Origin of the sequence: Thermoanaerobacterium sp. CMT5567-10, assembly GCF_030534315.2 — a bacterium.
Classification (GTDB): Bacteria; Bacillota; Thermoanaerobacteria; order Thermoanaerobacterales; family Thermoanaerobacteraceae; genus Thermoanaerobacterium.
In genome coordinates this window covers 306,900-323,514 of record NZ_CP130558.2, presented here as the reverse complement: position 1 = coordinate 323,514, position 16,615 = coordinate 306,900, and the positions used below count along the sequence as shown (strand labels likewise).

The window sequence follows — 16,615 nt, the reverse complement described above, 5'->3', positions numbered from 1 at the left end:
AAGGGTGATATGATTGAAATGGCTTGAGGTAAAAGTTACAACTTCAGTTGAAGCAGAAGAGGCTATAACGAATATTATGCATGAGGTTGGTGCTGGTGGTGTCGTTATTGAAGATCCTAATGATTTAAAAATGCTAAATGACAGTGAGTGGGATTATGTTGATCCTGATATGATTGTAAACAGTGATAAGGTTGTTATTTCAGCTTATTTTCCATTAATGCCAAATACAATAGACAAAGTTAGCATTATAAAAGACAGGATAATGGGGCTAAAGGAATATAATTTAGACATAGGTGATTTTACATTTGAAACATCGGAAGTCGATGACGATGATTGGGCTAACAGTTGGAAAAAGTATTATAAACCTTTTAAAATAGGGAAACGCGTTGTCATAAAACCAACATGGGAAGATTATAAGCCAGAAGAAAATGAAATAGTTGTTGAACTAGATCCAGGCATGGCATTTGGTACAGGTAGCCACGAAACGACAAAGATGTGTATAGAATTTCTCGAAGATAATGTAAAACCTAACGATGTAGTATTTGATGTTGGATGTGGCACAGGTATTTTGTCGATTGTAAGTTCAAAACTAGGCGCAAAAAAAGTTTATGCAGTAGATCTTGATGATGTAGCTATAAAAGTGGCAACTTTAAATGTCAAATTGAACGATTTAAATAATGTTGAGGTCCTTAAAAGTGATCTTTTACATGAATTAACTGGGAAAGCTGATTTAATAGTGGCAAATATAATAGCTGATATAATTATCAAAGCTACTTACGATATTTATGAAAAACTTGATGAAAATGGAATATTCATATCTAGCGGTATAATAAAAGACAGGAAAGACGATGTTTTAGATGCTATTTCAAAATATTTTGATATAATTGATATAAAAGAAGATGGTGAATGGATTGCTATATTATCTAAGAAAAAGTGATTTGCTGTGAGGAAATTTTTTGTAAAAAATGAAGATATAAAAGATGGGATTGCAAGAATAAATGGTGACGATGCACATCATATAATAAATGTTTTAAGATTTAAGATTGGAACGAAATTGATAATTTCCGATGGAAAGAATCAATACGTTGTTTCCGTTATTGATATTGAGAATTCCTCTGTTATATTAAAAATAATTGAAGAGTATAATCAAGTTGTAGAAAGCCCAATTAACATTACATTGTACCAAGGCCTTCCAAAATCTGATAAGATGGATTTGATTATTCAGAAATGTACTGAGATTGGCATCAAAAAGATTGTACCTGTTGAGACTGAATTTTCTACAATAAAAATAAAAGAAAAAAATATATACAACAAAATCAACAGGTGGAAGAAAATTTCTCTGGAAGCATCAAAGCAATCGGGCAGATCTATAGTGCCCGATGTTTTAATGCCTGTGGTTTTTAAAGATGCATTAGAAAGTCTGAACGAATTTGACTTATGTTTAATACCTTACGAAAAAGAGACTAATATGAGATTAAAAGATGTTTTAAAGAATAATTTTGACGCAAAAAATATTTGTGTATTTATAGGACCTGAAGGAGGATTTTCTGAAAATGAAATAATGGCAGCCATAGAATATGGTGCAATACCTGTTACATTAGGCCCGAGAATCTTGAGGACAGAAACTGCAGGTATTGTTACTAGTTCTATTATCTTATATGAACTTGGAGATTTGGGATAGAGCTGTATTATTTTTGGTAGGAGGAATATTTGAAAGTGGCAAAAGCAAATTTAGCTTTCAATAATGAAGAGTTTTATAATATATATGGCCGCAAAAAAATCGTATCCTTTTTTACTTTAGGGTGTAAGGTCAATCAGTATGAGACAGAAGCTATGGTTGAGATTTTTAAAAATTCAGGTTATGATGTAGTAAACTTTAATGAATATGCAGATGTTTATATAATAAATACATGTACTGTAACTGGCAGAGGAGATATGAAATCAAGACAGGAGATAAGAAAGGCAAAAAAAATAAATCCGGATTCTATAATTGCTGTAGTAGGGTGTTATTCTCAAGTAGCATCAAACGAGGTTCTTGATTTACCGGAAGTTAATGTCGTTTTGGGTACAAAAAATAAAGGCGAAGTCGTCAAATTAGTGGAAAAAGTTAGCGGTGATAGAGAAAAGATAAACGCTGTAGAAAATATATTTGACAATAAAAAATTTGAAGAGCTAAAAATATCAGCACAAGAAGGACATACAAGGGCATATTTGAAAATTCAAGATGGTTGTAATCAATTCTGTACCTATTGTATTATACCATATGCAAGAGGACCTGTAAGAAGTAGAAAGCCTGATAATATTTTGGATGAAGTAAAAAGATTACGTGACAATGGATATAAAGAAGTGATATTGACGGGAATACATGTAGCATCTTACGGAAAAGACTTGGAAAATATAAATTTGCTTGATATAATAAAAATGATTCATGAAGTCGATGGAATTGAAAGGATAAGAATGAGTTCCATAGAACCGACGTTTTTAACGGAAGATTTTATTAAAGAGGTGGCACATTTACCAAAATTTTGTAGACATTATCACGTATCGCTTCAAAGTGGCTCAGATAGTACGCTGAAGAGAATGGGGCGAAAATATACGACAAGAGAATACAGTGAAATAATAGACAGAATAAGGAAACATATTAAAGATGTTGCAATAACTACAGATGTCATGGTAGGATTTCCTGGTGAAACTGACGAAGAATTTAACGAGACCTTTAATTTTGTAAAAGCTATAGAATTCAGTAAAATGCATGTTTTTAAATATTCGAGACGGGCAGGGACAAAAGCGGCAAACTATCCTGATCAAGTTAAAAATTCGGTTAAGGAAGAAAGAAGCAAATTACTAATAAAACTCTCTGAAGAAAATGAAATAAAATTTTACAAAAAGTTTATTGGTACTACTTTAAATGTATTATTTGAGCAAAATGTCAAAGATTTTGAAGGATATGTTGAAGGACTTACCGACAATTATATAAGAGTTGCAGTTAAGTCAGATTTAAAAATCAAAAACAATATATTACCGGTTAAATTAATTGAAACAAAAAGAGATTTTGTAATTGGTAAAATGGTTGAAGGAGGTGAAAATAATGAGTGATTGCATATTTTGCAAAATCATAAAAAAAGAGATAGATTCAAAAATAGTTTATGAAGATGAATATGTAGTCGCCTTTCCTGACATTAATCCACAAGCGCCGGTTCACTTGCTTATAGTGCCGAAAGAGCACATAGAATCGCCGCTAGAGATTAATGAAGATAACAAAGATTTGGTAGGACATGTTTATTTAGTTGCTAAAAAGCTTGCCAGTCAATATGGCATTGATAAAAAAGGATACAGGATAGTGTCAAATTGTGGCGATGATGGTGGACAAACAGTTCATCATATACATTTTCATCTTCTAGGTGGAAGATTTATGACATGGCCTCCAGGGTAAACATTGACACAAATTGGTTTTAGGATTATAACCTGACTTTTGCAGCAAAAAAGGATAAAAAAAGCCCATAAGCCCTTTAAAATGAAGGCTTTCGGGCTTTCTGTTTTTGTCAATAAGTTGTAGTGGAAATGTCATTTTTTTACTTCTCCTAAAATTTTTTTAATCTCTCCTAATGTCATAATCTTTTTCCCAAAATCAATACCTAATTCTTTACCTATATCTTCAAGAACATCATTATTAAAATCAAACAGGTAATAATTTTCTTGTATGTAACTGCAGGATGCTTTTGCTAGACTCTCAAGTATAGCTGAAACAGAATATTTTCCATTTAATCTATATTCAAGTATCCTCACAATTACAAGTGATATAAAGCATATCAGAAAATGAGCATCAATATGCTCTTTTAGTGATAAATACACCGGTCTGCTTTCGATATCACTTTTAGTTATTTTAAAAGATTCTTCTATTTTCCAAAGGCCACGGTACATTTCAATAATTTTATCATCAGATTCTTTGTATTCGCTAGTAACTATTGCATAGTATCCATCAAATCTTTCTTCTTCTTTTAGTTTTTCCTCATCAAATGCTAAGTGTTGATGAGCACTTTCTAATATTTCGCCAGTTTCTTCATCAAAAATGAGATTCTTTACATATTTGGAAGCACCGTAAGATGTAGCTTTATTGTATTTTGCTGGATTTTTAATTAGGTCTTTTGCTTTCTCTATTGTAGCAGCTCGTTCATATTTTGCTTTTAAGGCATACTCTTCACTATAGAAAATAACCTGTTTTTCATCAACTACCTTTTTCATTTTTTTGCCTTTAGTGGTGGTTACTAATATTTCTCTTGGATAAAGTCTGGATTTTATCTTGAAGCTATCTCCTCTGTATGTATATCCATTTTCGTCAAGGACATATTTCTTAAATTCCTTATCCGCACAACGAACAGAATAGCTAAATACATAACCATTACCAGCAGATAAAGTATACCAAATGTTATCGCCAGTAATGATGCCTTTATCAGCAACTACAATAATTCTTCCCAAAGAATAATCATGTTGTATTTTCCTTAACATAGGCATAAGTGTAGTTTTATCTAGAGCATTACCAGGAAAAAGTTTATATGTAATAGGTATACCATTGGTGTCCATAAATAATCCCATCTGCACAATTGGATCTGGTCTATGTTCTTTAGAAACGCCTTTTTTACGCAATTCATCTTGTTCATCAATTTCAAAATAATAATTGGTAACATCGTAATAAACTAGATTAGTATTTCGTTCATATAAAGACTTAATATGCTCATGAACCCAAAGTTGCAAAGCATCACTATGCTTATTGAAAAAAGATAAACATCTGTAGATATCATCCAAAGAAAAATCAGACCTCTCAAAGAATATATCTCTATTCTCATAAGTCTTTTTCTTTGAAGCAGGATACAATAAGCGTGAAAATACGAGAAGTTTCATAATAGCATTAGCATCATACTCTTCTTTTGAATGACGCTGCCTGTTTTTCAAAAATTTATCCAATTCAAGCTCATGATAAATCTTACTAAATGCAGCATAGCCAAAGTTTTTACGGTTATCCGTATTAACCAAAAGTCTTTCATTAGGAGAAAAATTAAGAGCAATTGGAGCCTTTTTCATGGCTTTTTGTTCATTCAATTCTTTAACCTTTTGTTCAAAAAAAGCGATAGGATCATCGTATTGTTTTTGAAGTTCATCGAGGTATCCAAGGGATTTAATAGTAACAGTCCTTGTATGCCCTCTTTCTTTATCGCGATATCCATCTGCAATAGATAAGTATATTCTTCCGGAACTACGTTTGCTTTTCTTTAAATACACATTAAACTCCCCCAATAAAATTCAATATAACTATATTATACCACAATCCATAATAATCCGCAACCAAAATATGACAAAAATTTAAAAAAATTTTACCCGGAATCGTTAGTAAAATTGCTGGTTCCGGGTTACGCTACATAAAATTTTGCTGCAAAACTAGGGTGACATGGCCTCCAGGGTAAACATTGACACAAATTGGTTTTAGGATTATAATATATTAAGATATCCCAATAATAATCGTAGCAATATACGCAGTCTACATTCGGCAATTTATCCGGAGGGAGGGAGATTATAGTGTCAGAAGTTCGAGTTGGAGAAAATGAGTCCCTTGATAATGCATTGAGAAGATTTAAACGTCAATGCTCGAGAAGTGGCGTGCTTTCTGAGTTAAGAAAAAGGGAACATTATGAGAGCCCAAGTGTAAAACGCAAAAAGAAATCAGAAGCAGCTAGAAAAAGAAAGTACAAATTTGGCAAGTAAGGAAGTGTATTTATGGCTCTTAAAGAGCAGATATACAAAGATATGGTTGATGCAATGAAAGCAAAAGACACATTCAGAAAAAATATATTAAGTATGGTTAGATCTTCAATATTGCAAGTTGAAAAGGATACTGGGAAAGTACTTGATGATGATGGGGTCATTAATGTAATTTCAAGGGAAAGAAGTTCTGCCCGAATATGAAAAAGGTGGAAGGCAGGATTTGGTTGATAAAGCTAACCGTGAAATTGAAATAATGCTTGAATATATGCCTCAACAGTTGTCTGACGATGAGATTGATGAAATTGTTAGAGGCGTTATAGATGAGATTGGTGCTTCAAATAAAAACGACATAGGAAGAGTTATGAGCAAAGTAATGCCTCTTGTAAAAGGCAAAGCTGATGGCAATAAAGTTAAAACTATAGTTTCACAGCATTTGCAGTGAGAAAAAAACTTGGTACATTAAAGTATCAAGTTTTTTGTTTTTAATCTAAATGTATAATGTAAAGCATGGGACACAAAGATCCATGCTTTTTTTATTTTTATATTAAAATCCTGAGGAGAATGTTTTTACTTGATAATTCATAAAATTTAACGGGAGGGGGGCTTTACCATGAAGTCAAACACAATAAAAGAAGGAATTTTAAATTTAGTTGACTTTCCGAAAGATGTGTTACTGAACCTTCCTAAGATAACCGTAATAGGTAATACGCAAATAACAGTTGAAAATCATAGAGGCATAATAGAGTATATACCAGAAAGAATAAGAATTAATTCAACAATAGGAATGATTAGAATATCTGGCAAGAACATGATTATAAACTCAGTTATGACAGAAATCCTAGTAATCACTGGGAAGATAATCAACATAGAAATAATTATATAAAGATGCAAAGTTTTGTACAAAAATGTTAAAAAATCATGCAGTGTTTTTAGCCATTCTAGTGAATATTACGAGTTATCTCAATTTCCCAGAAGGAGGTATTTATTTGCTAGCGATAAAATTGTGGAATTTTTTATACGGGTATGCTATTATAAGAATTGAAGGTTTATCAATTGAAAGATTTTTAAATATTGTTATATCGAAAAACATATATGTGTGGGATGTAAAAAGGACAGACCATACTACTATAGTTGCAAAGATTAGCTTAAAAGGTTTTAAGTTGCTATTGCCATATACAAAAGTAACTAATTGCAGAGTATATATTGTCGAAAAAAGGGGTCTTCCGTTTATTATTTTATATTTGCGAAGACGAAAAATGCTTGTAATAGGTGCATTGTCATGTATTATACTGGCATATATTTTTTCAACGTTTATTTGGTCTGTAGAGATTGTAAATCCGAAAAATGTAGATGAAAGTTCCATAATATCAGAACTCGATAAGTTAGGTCTTAAGCCTGGTGTTTCTAAGTCAGCTATTGATATACTAAAGATACAGCAAGAATTTTTAATCGATGAAAAAGATATAGCTTGGATAGGGATCGATATAAAGGGAACAAAAGCTATTGTGAAAGTTGTAGAAAAAACTACACCACCAGCGATTTTACAGGAGAATGTACCGTGTAATATAATAGCTAAAAAAGATGGTATAATATATAAGATGACAGTATTAGAAGGAGATGCTGTTAAAAAAGTTGGAGATACTGTAAAAACAGGAGATGTATTAGTATCCGGCATAGTTGAAAGACCAAATACTGATACACGATTTGTACATTCAATGGGTACAGTATTGGCAAGGACTTGGTATGAAGGTTATGCAGATGTAAGTTTAATACAACAAAAATACGAAAGAACCGGGAAAAAAATCACTGTAACAAAAATATCAATGGGGAATAGTAATTTAACTTTATCGCCTAGTAAGATTGATTTTAAAAATTATGATAAAAAAGTAAAATTAATAACATCAAGCTATTCGCCTATAAAGATAACAAGTGAGACGTATTATGAGACTGTGCTGGTTGAAAAGAGACTGACGAAAGATGAAGCAAAAAAATTAGCAATTGATAAAGCGTTGGAAAATATAAAACCGGCTTTTGGGAAAGATGCTAAAATAGTAAGCAAACAAGAAAAGATTACTATGGTAAATGCTAATGTATTACGGGCTGACGTTGTAGTAGAAGTGATAGAGGATATAGGGACTCAAGAGAATATCAATTATAATACGGAGGTAAAAATTGAAAGAAGTAACAATTGATATTAATAATATAGAGCAAGCAGCAAATCTTTTTGGAAAATTTGACGAAAATATAAAATTGATAGAAGAAGGAATGGATGTAAAAATTGTAGTTCGCGACGATATGATTAAAATTAGTGGTGAAGATAGTAACGTTGATGGTGCAGAAAAAGTGTTTAGTGAACTCATTGACATTATTAATAGCGGTGAGATAATAACGGCTCAAAATGTATTATACGCTATGAGATTAGTTAACATGGGAGAGGAAGAAAAGCTAAAATCCATCTTATCTGACATTGTTTGCATAACATCTAGAGGGAAACAGATTAGATGTAAGACGTATGGTCAAAAGAGATATGTGAATGCCATAAGGGATAATGAGATAGTTTTCGGAATTGGTCCAGCAGGTACAGGTAAAACATATCTGGCTATGGCTATGGCTGTTACCTCTTTAAAGAACAAAGAAATAGGGCGTATAATTTTAACTAGACCTGCTGTAGAAGCAGGAGAACGGCTTGGATTTTTGCCTGGTGATTTGCAAGAAAAAGTTGATCCATACTTAAGACCGCTGTACGATGCCCTGTATGATATATTGGGAGCTGAAACATTTCAAAAGTATATGGAGAAGGGCTTAATAGAGGTAGCGCCACTTGCTTACATGAGGGGACGGACTTTAGATGATTCATTTATTATACTTGATGAAGCACAAAATACTACTCCAGAGCAAATGAAAATGTTTCTTACAAGAATTGGCTTTGGTTCTAAGGCTGTTATAACTGGCGATATAACTCAGGTAGATCTGCCTAAGGGAAAAAGATCGGGACTAAAGGATGTTATAGAGATATTGAATGGAATAGAAGGCATAGAATTTGTTTTATTAAAAGAACAAGATGTCATAAGACATCCTCTTGTTGCGAAAATAGTAAAGGCATATGAATCTTATGAAAAGTCTAAAGAAAGCGATGGAAGTACAGAAGAAAAAAGCTCGTGGGAGGATTAATTTAGATGTTAATTAAGGACATGCCGATAAAAAAAATACTGTTAAGTCAAAAGGCATATTTAATATACATTACATTGATATACCTAGTTATAACAATTTTTTTATTTTACACAGCCATAGCTCCACCAAAGTTTGATATTAAAGCAGGAGATGTTGCCCAGATAGATATTAAAGCACCTAAGGATATAGTTGATAATTTGGCAACACAGAAAAAGATTCAAGAAGCAATCAATAGTGTTAATCCAAAATATGATTATGATGAAAATGTTGCACAAGAGTCGTATGTGAAACTAACCGACTTTTTTAACAAATTAAGGAATATAAGAAAATCTAATGCACAACCTGATGAAAAACTAAATACATTAAAAGAAACGCTTCCAATTAAACTAGATGAACAATCACTTAAAGTTTTGCTATCTGCGGAAGATAATACTATAATTACTGCTGAATCATTGGCGATTTCTACTGAAAAGGCTACAATGTCGAGACAGATAACTGATGATGCTTTATCTGGAGCACTAAGTAGTGTAAAGAGTGTTGTTGACAATTCGGATTTAAGTCAGGATTTGAAACCGATAGTTTACACTATAATATCATCGGTGATTTCTCCTAACATGATATATAATGCAAGCGAGACAGAACTTGCTAGGAAAGAAGCTGCTGAAAAAGTAGAGCCAGTTGTTTACAAAAAAGGACAAAACATCATTGTAAGTGGGGAAGTCGTTACAAGCGACCAAATTCGGGTTTTAAAGGCTTTGGGGCTGTTAAAGAATAACAGCAGGATAGATATAGCTATGCTTTCTGGGATTATTATGCTATTATTGTTGTCTCTGTTTATCACTATATACTATATAAATAGGCTCAATAAAAAAGTGAAAGAAAAGAACGCATATATTCAAATACTTTATTTGTTGGGAATTATATATTATTTTATTGTTATTGCATTAAAAAATATAAATCCATTATTGATACCTTCTGAAATGTTAGCATTATCTGTATCTGTAATATTAGATCCATTTATTGGTATAATGCTAAATACCTTTTTTTCAATTATTGGTGGAATGATGTTGAATTTTAATCAAGCATTTTTTATCATGTCCATATTTGGGGGTACCATTGGAGCTATAAAAATGGTAAATTCTAAACAAAGAATTGATTTTGTCAAAGCAGGTATCTACGTAAGTGCTGTTAATACATTATCTATATTAGGTGTAGGTTTGATAAATAGTAATAATATTATATCTGTTCTAGAAAGCAGTTTGTGGGGAATTATTAGTGGTGCTTTTAGCGTGATTCTTGCTATTGGATTGCTTCCATTTTGGGAAGCAGGATTTGATATAATAACACCTCTAAAATTACTTGAACTTTCAAATCCCAACAATCCTTTATTGAAAAAATTGATGATGGACGCTCCTGGTACGTATCATCATAGTATAATTGTTGCTAATTTAGCAGAGGCTGGTTCTGATGCGATTGGTGCTAACAGTCTTTTAACAAGAGTAGGTGCATATTATCATGATATAGGGAAAGTAAAAAGACCTTATTTTTTCAAAGAAAATCAATTTACTGATGAAAATCTTCATGATAAAATATCTCCAGATTTAAGTACATTGGTGATTACGTCACATGTGAAAGATGGTGTAGAACTGGCTAAAAAGTATAAATTACCTGAGGATATTATTAACTTAATACGAGAACATCATGGGACATCCCTTGTAAAGTATTTTTACAGCAAAGCATTAAAAGCTGATGACTTGTGTGAAGAAGACTCTTTTAGGTATCCTGGTCCTAAGCCGCAAACGAAAGAATCTGCAATTTTAATGCTGGCAGATTCTATTGAAGCATCAGTAAGATCCCTTCGTGAACCGACAGATGACGAAATTGAAACTATGATTAATAAAATAATTGATGACAGGTTAAAAGATGGACAGCTGGACAAAAGCAATTTAACATTAAAAGATATTAAAGTTTTAGCTAAGTCTTTTTTGACTTCTTTGAATGGGATATATCATCATAGGATAGAGTATCCTGAAATAGAAAATAATAAAGCAGAGGTGTTACAATGAATATTTTGATTGATAATAGGCAGGATAAAGTTGATATTGATGGATTAGATAAAATTGTAGAAGATGTTGTTAAAACAGCTTTAGAAGTTGAAGGCATTGTAGATGATGTGGAGGTAAGCGTATCATTTGTCGACAACGAAGAGATTCACAAATTAAATAAATATTATAGAAATGTTGATAGAGAAACAGATGTATTGTCGTTTCCTCTGGTTGAATTTGAAGAAATATACTCCGATATTGACGAAGAAAATAATGATGAAGATGATGCAATAGGCCCTGAGCCAATTGGAGACATAGTGATTTCACTTGAGAGGGCAAAACAACAAGCGGAAGAGTATGGGCATTCTTTCATTAGGGAGGTAGCATATCTTACAGCTCACAGCATGTTCCATCTAATGGGGTATGATCATGAGACAGATGAAGATAGAAAGATAATGAGAGAAAAAGAAGATGAAGTTATGAGACGTTTAAAAATAGAAAGGTGATATATTTTTGAAGATTAAAAAGTTAATAGATAGCTTTAATTATGCCATAGAAGGAATAATATATACATTTAAAACTGAAAAAAACATGAAGATACATTTTACTGCAGCAATATTAGTTTTAATTTTGAGCCTCTTTTATAATTTTAGCAAACTTGAGATGATTGCAATAATTGTTACAATATCGCTTGTTTTGATGGCTGAAATGATTAATACAGCAGTCGAAACTATTGTGGATTTAATAACTGATGAATACCATGTTTTGGCCAAAATTGCTAAAGATATTGCTGCAGGTGCAGTATTAATATCTGCTTTAAATGCAATATTTGTTGCGTATTTGCTTTTTTTTAATAGATTAAACCCATGGACGAATATTTTGCTTACAAAGCTTAGAAATTCTCCTGCTCATGTGACATTTATAACACTTATAGTAGTAATGATAGTAACAATAATTTTAAAAGCCTATTTTGGAAAGGGAACACCATTACGAGGTGGTTTACCTAGCGGACATAGTGCAATTGCTTTTTGCCTTGCTACTGTGTCAACGTTTATATCTAAAAATATACTTTTATCGACTATAAGTTTTATAATGGCATTTATGGTAGCACAGAGTAGAGTAGAGGGAAATATACATTCTACATTTCAAGTAATCGTGGGATCAATTATTGGTATACTTATAACAGTATTATTTTTTCAGATAGTCAAATAAAAATATTTGAGGTGATGATATGGTATTTAAATCAGGATTTGCTGCATTAATAGGTAGAACGAATGTTGGTAAATCTACTTTATTAAACGCTTTATTGGAGGAAAAAGTAGCTATAACTTCTGACAAACCACAAACTACTAGGAATACAATTCAAGGTATATTGACAGGTGAAGATTATCAAGTAGTCTTCATTGATACACCAGGTATACATAAGCCGAAACATAAATTAAGCGAAATCATGATTGAATCTGTGAAAAAGACGTTATCAGAGGTTGATTTAATAATTTATATGATAGAACCGGATGTTGAGGTTGGACCTGGTGATAAATATATAATTGAGCACTTAATATCAGTTGATACACCAGTTATTCTTGTAATCAATAAGATTGATACGGTTCCGCATGAAACTGTTGATAAAACTATCGAAATTTTTAAGGCAGAGTATAATTTTAAAGATATCTTGCCAATATCTGCTTTAAAAAATAAAAATATAGATTTATTGAAACACACAATAGTATCATATATGCCCGAGGGGCCTCAATATTTTCCTGGTGACTATATAACAGATAGGCCAGAAAAGTTTTTAATATCCGAAATAATTAGGGAGAAAATACTGAATTATTTGGAAGATGAAGTGCCACATGGAGTATATGTAGAAGTTAATTCAATGAAAGTTCGTGAAGATAAAGATATTCTGGACATTGAAGCTTTTATATTTTGCGAAAAAGAGTCTCATAAAGCTATCATTATAGGTAAAAACGGGCAGATGTTAAGGAAGATTGGAAGCAGTGCCAGAACTGAGCTGGAAAGTCTATTTGGACAAAAAATATATTTAGATTTGTGGGTGAAAGTTAAAAAAGGTTGGAGAGATAATATTAGTATATTGAGAAGTTTCGGCTATGTGATTGACAAAAGATGATGATAAATGTTAGTATAGGTATGAAAGGTGGAATTATGATGGACATTGCAAAAATGATTGATCATACACTCTTGAAAGCGGATGCAACAGATATACAAATTAAAAAATTAGCAGAAGAAGCTATTGAACATGGTTTTGCGTCTGTTTGTGTAAATCCGTGTCATGTAAAATATGTTGCTGATATATTGAAAAACAGTAATGTAAAGGTATGTACGGTAATTGGTTTTCCTTTAGGGGCTAATACTGTCGAAACAAAAGTTTTTGAAACAAAAGGAGCTATTTCGAATGGTGCGCATGAGATAGACATGGTTTTGAATATCGGCAAACTTAAAGTTGGAGACTATGATTATGTAAAGAATGAAATAGAAGCTGTAACGCATGCTGCTAAATCATTTGGAGATATAATCGTAAAAGTCATATTAGAAACGTGTTATCTTTCTGATGAAGAAAAAATAAAGGCTTGTAAAATTACAGTGGATGCAGGAGCTGATTTTGTAAAAACATCAACTGGGTTTGGCAGCGGCGGTGCTACCGTACATGATGTAGAACTTATGAGAAAAACCGTAGGTGAAAATTTTGGTGTTAAGGCATCAGGAGGTATAAGGACTGCAGAATTTGCAAGAGAAATTGTCAAGGCAGGTGCTAATAGGATAGGTACAAGTTCAGGTATACAAATTGTAAAGGGATGGTAAGAGTATGATCTTACATCTGATTTGGAACCTTTTTAAAAGAACAGGTAATATTGAATATTTTATGATTTACAAAGATTATGAACGTATTTCCATAGAGAATAATAAGTTTAAAAAGGATAAATTAGTATGAAGTTTATAAAGACTGAATCTATTGTTTTGAAAAGCAGACTTATTGGCGAGTCAGATAAAGTTGTTACACTTTTTACAAAAACAAATGGAAAGATACAGGCGATAGCCAAAGGTGCAAGGAATTCTAAAAGTAGATTTTTAGGGTCTTCTCACCCGTTTTCTATTGGATATTATGTTTTATTTCAAGGTCGAAATTATTATTATATTGATCAATGGGAATTAATTCATTCTTTTTTAAAGATAGATGATGACATTTTGAAGTTCTCTTATGCATCATATTTTGCTGATGTTGTTTATAAATTGCTTGAAGAAGAGGAAAGAAATATAAATGTCTATAATCTTTTGAAATATTCTTTGTTGTTGCTTGAGAAAGGTTCCGTCAATGACGATTTACTTGCAATTTTATTTAACTTGAAATTTGTGACATTTATGGGTTATATGCCTGAAGTTGATCATTGCGTATCTTGTGGAAAAAAAGAGAAGCTTATGTATTTTTCACCGGCTAAAGGCGGTATTTTATGCAATAATTGCAAAAGCACGGCAGATGATATATTCTATTTGAAAAGTGATACACTAAATATATTAAGATTTTTGCTTAAATATGGTTTCAACGATATAGGGAAAATGGTGGTACAAAAAGCGACTGTAGATGAACTAGACAGACTGATGACTAAATATATGGATATCCATTTTGACAAAATATTTCAGTCAAAGAATTTTTTGGATAAGATAAAAAACATGTAGGAGGTGATAAAGGTGGAAAATGATCTTGAGAAGATTGATCAGATTGTTGCAAGGACAGGAGTTAGTTATAAAGAGGCGAAGAAAGCGTTAGAGAAAAGCAATGGTGATGTTGTCGATGCTCTTATTTATCTAGAGGAAAATAAGAAAAATTGGACAGAAAGCATATCTGTTGCTGGTTTCGAAGTCGTTGATAAAGTAAAGGAAATAGTTAAAAAGGGAAATGTGACAAAAATCAGGATCAAAAAAGATGACAATGTTATACTAGAAATTCCGGTTACAGCAGGTGCTATATCAGCTATTATAGTTCCTCAGCTTACAATAGTAGGAGCAGCACTGGCATTTTTTACTAATTGCACTATTGAGATAGAGAGACCAAATAAAGAGATTACAGTTTTAAAAGAAGAAAAGGAATGAAATGAGATTAAATTTGTTGTTTATTATATTGACATAATTTAAACTATTTGATATTCTAAAATATATTGAGCATTGACCCTTTTTGCCGTGTAGGAAAAAGGGTCTTGTTTATACATAAGAAGGAGTGTTTGTGTATGGCTTTTGAAGTAACTATGGATAAAATAGTATCTCTTGCAAAAAATCGAGGTTTTATATTTCCAGGATCTGAAATTTATGGAGGATTAGCAAATACATGGGATTATGGGCCACTAGGAGTTGAATTTAAAAATAATGTGAAAAAAGTTTGGTGGTCAAAATTTATACAGGAAAGTCAATACAATGTAGGTATTGATTGTGCTATATTGATGAATCCTGAAACATGGGTAGCATCAGGGCACGTAGGTGGATTTAGTGATCCATTGATGGACTGCAAAGAGTGTAAATCTAGATTTCGTGCTGATAAACTTGTTGAAGATTATTTGAAAAAACAAGGACAAGAAGCTATTGTTGATGGTTGGTCTGATGAAAAATTAAAAAAATTCATTGATGATAATAATGTACCTTGTCCTGTTTGTGGTGTACATAATTTTACCGATATAAGAAAATTTAATTTGATGTTTAAAACATTTCAGGGTGTCACAGAAGATTCTAAATCAGAGATATATTTAAGACCAGAAACGGCGCAAGGAATATTTGTAAATTTTAAAAATGTGTTAAGAACAACAAGAAAGAAAATCCCTTTTGGGATTGGGCAAATTGGCAAGTCTTTTAGAAATGAAATCACTCCTGGAAATTTTACATTTAGGACGAGAGAATTTGAACAGATGGAATTGGAATTTTTCTGCAAGCCTGGTGAAGACATGGAGTGGTTTAAATACTGGAAAGAATTTTGCATGAATTGGCTCTTAAATTTAGGATTAAGGAAAGAAAATTTAAGATTCAGAGATCACAGTAAGGAAGAGCTTTCCCATTACAGTAATGCTACTACAGACATAGAATACAGATTTCCATTTGGGTGGGGAGAATTGTGGGGAATAGCTGACAGGACTGATTTTGATCTTAGACGTCACATGGAACATTCAGGAGCAGATTTAACATATTTTGATCCTGTAACAAATGAAAAGTACATACCGTATTGTATTGAACCGTCTGTAGGTGCTGACAGAGTAGCTTTGGCATTTTTGATAGATGCATACAATGAAGAAGAAGTTGAGGAAAATGATATAAGAGTTGTTTTGAAATTGCATCCTATGCTTGCACCAATAAAAGCAGCAGTTTTGCCTCTTTCTAAAAAGTTAGGAGAAAATGCGTATAAATTGTATGATGAACTGAGGAAAGATTTTGTGGTTGACTATGATGAGACAGGAAGTATAGGGAAAAGATACAGGCGGCAAGATGAAATAGGCACACCTTATTGCATAACGTATGATTTTGATTCCTTAAATGATGAGTCGGTAACAATAAGAGATAGAGATACAATGCAGCAAATAAGGATTAAGATAAATGAAGTTAAGCCATATTTAGAATCAAAATTAAAATTATAAAAAAATCGG

At 32.1% G+C, this 16,615-nt stretch carries 17 protein-coding genes and 1 pseudogene; 17 read left to right on the top strand and 1 reads right to left on the bottom strand.

Annotated features, from left to right (window positions below; genetic code table 11):
* The first annotated feature begins 13 nt into the window (after positions 1-13).
* Genes prmA through Q2T46_RS01750 form a run of 4 tightly spaced genes read left to right on the top strand, consistent with a single transcriptional unit; the run spans position 14 to position 3,433 of the window.
* Positions 14-937 (top strand): 50S ribosomal protein L11 methyltransferase, encoded by a 924-nt coding sequence (gene prmA, locus Q2T46_RS01765; RefSeq protein WP_303264525.1) that lies wholly within the window; start codon positions 14-16, stop codon positions 935-937.
* Positions 938-943: 6 nt separating this feature from the next.
* Positions 944-1,681 carry a 16S rRNA (uracil(1498)-N(3))-methyltransferase gene (locus tag Q2T46_RS01760; RefSeq protein WP_303264526.1) on the top strand — a complete coding sequence of 246 codons (738 nt, stop codon included), beginning with the start codon at positions 944-946 and terminating at the stop codon, positions 1,679-1,681.
* Between the two features lie 35 nt (positions 1,682-1,716).
* Positions 1,717-3,096 carry a tRNA (N(6)-L-threonylcarbamoyladenosine(37)-C(2))-methylthiotransferase MtaB gene (gene mtaB / locus Q2T46_RS01755; protein ID WP_303264527.1) on the top strand — a complete coding sequence of 460 codons (1,380 nt, stop codon included), beginning with the start codon at positions 1,717-1,719 and terminating at the stop codon, positions 3,094-3,096.
* Positions 3,089-3,433 carry a histidine triad nucleotide-binding protein gene (locus Q2T46_RS01750; protein WP_209454435.1) on the top strand — a complete coding sequence of 115 codons (345 nt, stop codon included), beginning with the start codon at positions 3,089-3,091 and terminating at the stop codon, positions 3,431-3,433. Before mtaB ends, Q2T46_RS01750 begins: the two co-directional genes overlap by 8 nt.
* 131 nt (positions 3,434-3,564) lie before the next feature.
* Here the strand turns inward: Q2T46_RS01750 and Q2T46_RS01745 are convergent, their stop codons facing one another.
* Positions 3,565-5,277 carry an IS1634 family transposase gene (locus Q2T46_RS01745; protein WP_303263384.1) on the bottom strand — a complete coding sequence of 571 codons (1,713 nt, stop codon included), beginning with the start codon at positions 5,275-5,277 and terminating at the stop codon, positions 3,565-3,567.
* 294 nt (positions 5,278-5,571) lie between these two features.
* Between Q2T46_RS01745 and rpsU the strand changes: the two genes are divergently transcribed.
* The 13 genes and pseudogenes from rpsU to Q2T46_RS01680 all read left to right on the top strand — a co-directional run bounded on the left by rpsU (position 5,572) and on the right by Q2T46_RS01680 (position 16,606).
* Entirely contained in the window at positions 5,572-5,757 is a 186-nt protein-coding gene (rpsU, locus tag Q2T46_RS01740) for a 30S ribosomal protein S21 (protein WP_013297679.1), read from the top strand.
* 12 nt (positions 5,758-5,769) lie between these two features.
* A pseudogene (locus Q2T46_RS01735) lies at positions 5,770-6,199 on the top strand (GatB/YqeY domain-containing protein).
* Positions 6,200-6,367: 168 nt separating this feature from the next.
* Positions 6,368-6,640, top strand: coding sequence for a sporulation protein YqfC (yqfC, locus tag Q2T46_RS01730; protein WP_303264528.1), 273 nt, complete (start codon positions 6,368-6,370; stop codon positions 6,638-6,640).
* Positions 6,641-6,743: 103 nt separating this feature from the next.
* Complete coding sequence (yqfD, locus tag Q2T46_RS01725; protein WP_303264529.1) at positions 6,744-7,949, top strand: sporulation protein YqfD; 1,206 nt, start codon at positions 6,744-6,746, stop codon at positions 7,947-7,949.
* Entirely contained in the window at positions 7,930-8,928 is a 999-nt protein-coding gene (locus Q2T46_RS01720) for a PhoH family protein (protein ID WP_303264530.1), read from the top strand. Before yqfD ends, Q2T46_RS01720 begins: the two co-directional genes overlap by 20 nt.
* Positions 8,929-8,933: 5 nt before the next feature.
* Positions 8,934-10,994: an HD family phosphohydrolase gene (locus Q2T46_RS01715; protein ID WP_303264531.1), complete on the top strand. Its 2,061-nt coding sequence runs from the start codon at positions 8,934-8,936 to the stop codon at positions 10,992-10,994.
* Positions 10,991-11,479: an rRNA maturation RNase YbeY gene (gene ybeY / locus Q2T46_RS01710; RefSeq protein ID WP_303264532.1), complete on the top strand. Its 489-nt coding sequence runs from the start codon at positions 10,991-10,993 to the stop codon at positions 11,477-11,479. The genes Q2T46_RS01715 and ybeY overlap by 4 nt, the downstream gene beginning before the upstream one ends.
* 7 nt (positions 11,480-11,486) lie before the next feature.
* The gene (locus Q2T46_RS01705; protein WP_303264533.1) at positions 11,487-12,185 is read left to right on the top strand and encodes a diacylglycerol kinase; all 699 of its coding nucleotides are present in this window, start codon (positions 11,487-11,489) and stop codon (positions 12,183-12,185) included.
* 19 nt (positions 12,186-12,204) lie between these two features.
* Positions 12,205-13,104: a GTPase Era gene (gene era, locus Q2T46_RS01700; protein ID WP_303264534.1), complete on the top strand. Its 900-nt coding sequence runs from the start codon at positions 12,205-12,207 to the stop codon at positions 13,102-13,104.
* Between the two features lie 38 nt (positions 13,105-13,142).
* Positions 13,143-13,796: a deoxyribose-phosphate aldolase gene (gene deoC / locus Q2T46_RS01695; protein ID WP_303265831.1), complete on the top strand. Its 654-nt coding sequence runs from the start codon at positions 13,143-13,145 to the stop codon at positions 13,794-13,796.
* 126 nt (positions 13,797-13,922) lie between these two features.
* Positions 13,923-14,669, top strand: coding sequence for a DNA repair protein RecO (gene recO / locus Q2T46_RS01690; protein WP_303264535.1), 747 nt, complete (start codon positions 13,923-13,925; stop codon positions 14,667-14,669).
* Positions 14,670-14,681: 12 nt separating this feature from the next.
* Positions 14,682-15,083: a DUF4342 domain-containing protein gene (locus tag Q2T46_RS01685; protein WP_303264536.1), complete on the top strand. Its 402-nt coding sequence runs from the start codon at positions 14,682-14,684 to the stop codon at positions 15,081-15,083.
* 134 nt (positions 15,084-15,217) lie between these two features.
* Positions 15,218-16,606 (top strand): glycine--tRNA ligase, encoded by a 1,389-nt coding sequence (locus Q2T46_RS01680; RefSeq protein ID WP_303264537.1) that lies wholly within the window; start codon positions 15,218-15,220, stop codon positions 16,604-16,606.
* Positions 16,607-16,615: the final 9 nt, after the last annotated feature.

Coding starts and splice junctions, on each gene's coding strand:
- deoC (WP_303265831.1), top strand. CDS start 13,143: ATGGACATTGCAAAAATGATTGATCATACACTCTTGAAAGCGGATGCA.
- yqfC (WP_303264528.1), top strand. CDS start 6,368: ATGAAGTCAAACACAATAAAAGAAGGAATTTTAAATTTAGTTGACTTT.
- Q2T46_RS01715 (WP_303264531.1), top strand. CDS start 8,934: ATGTTAATTAAGGACATGCCGATAAAAAAAATACTGTTAAGTCAAAAG.
- Q2T46_RS01750 (WP_209454435.1), top strand. CDS start 3,089: ATGAGTGATTGCATATTTTGCAAAATCATAAAAAAAGAGATAGATTCA.
- era (WP_303264534.1), top strand. CDS start 12,205: ATGGTATTTAAATCAGGATTTGCTGCATTAATAGGTAGAACGAATGTT.
- recO (WP_303264535.1), top strand. CDS start 13,923: ATGAAGTTTATAAAGACTGAATCTATTGTTTTGAAAAGCAGACTTATT.
- Q2T46_RS01680 (WP_303264537.1), top strand. CDS start 15,218: ATGGCTTTTGAAGTAACTATGGATAAAATAGTATCTCTTGCAAAAAAT.
- ybeY (WP_303264532.1), top strand. CDS start 10,991: ATGAATATTTTGATTGATAATAGGCAGGATAAAGTTGATATTGATGGA.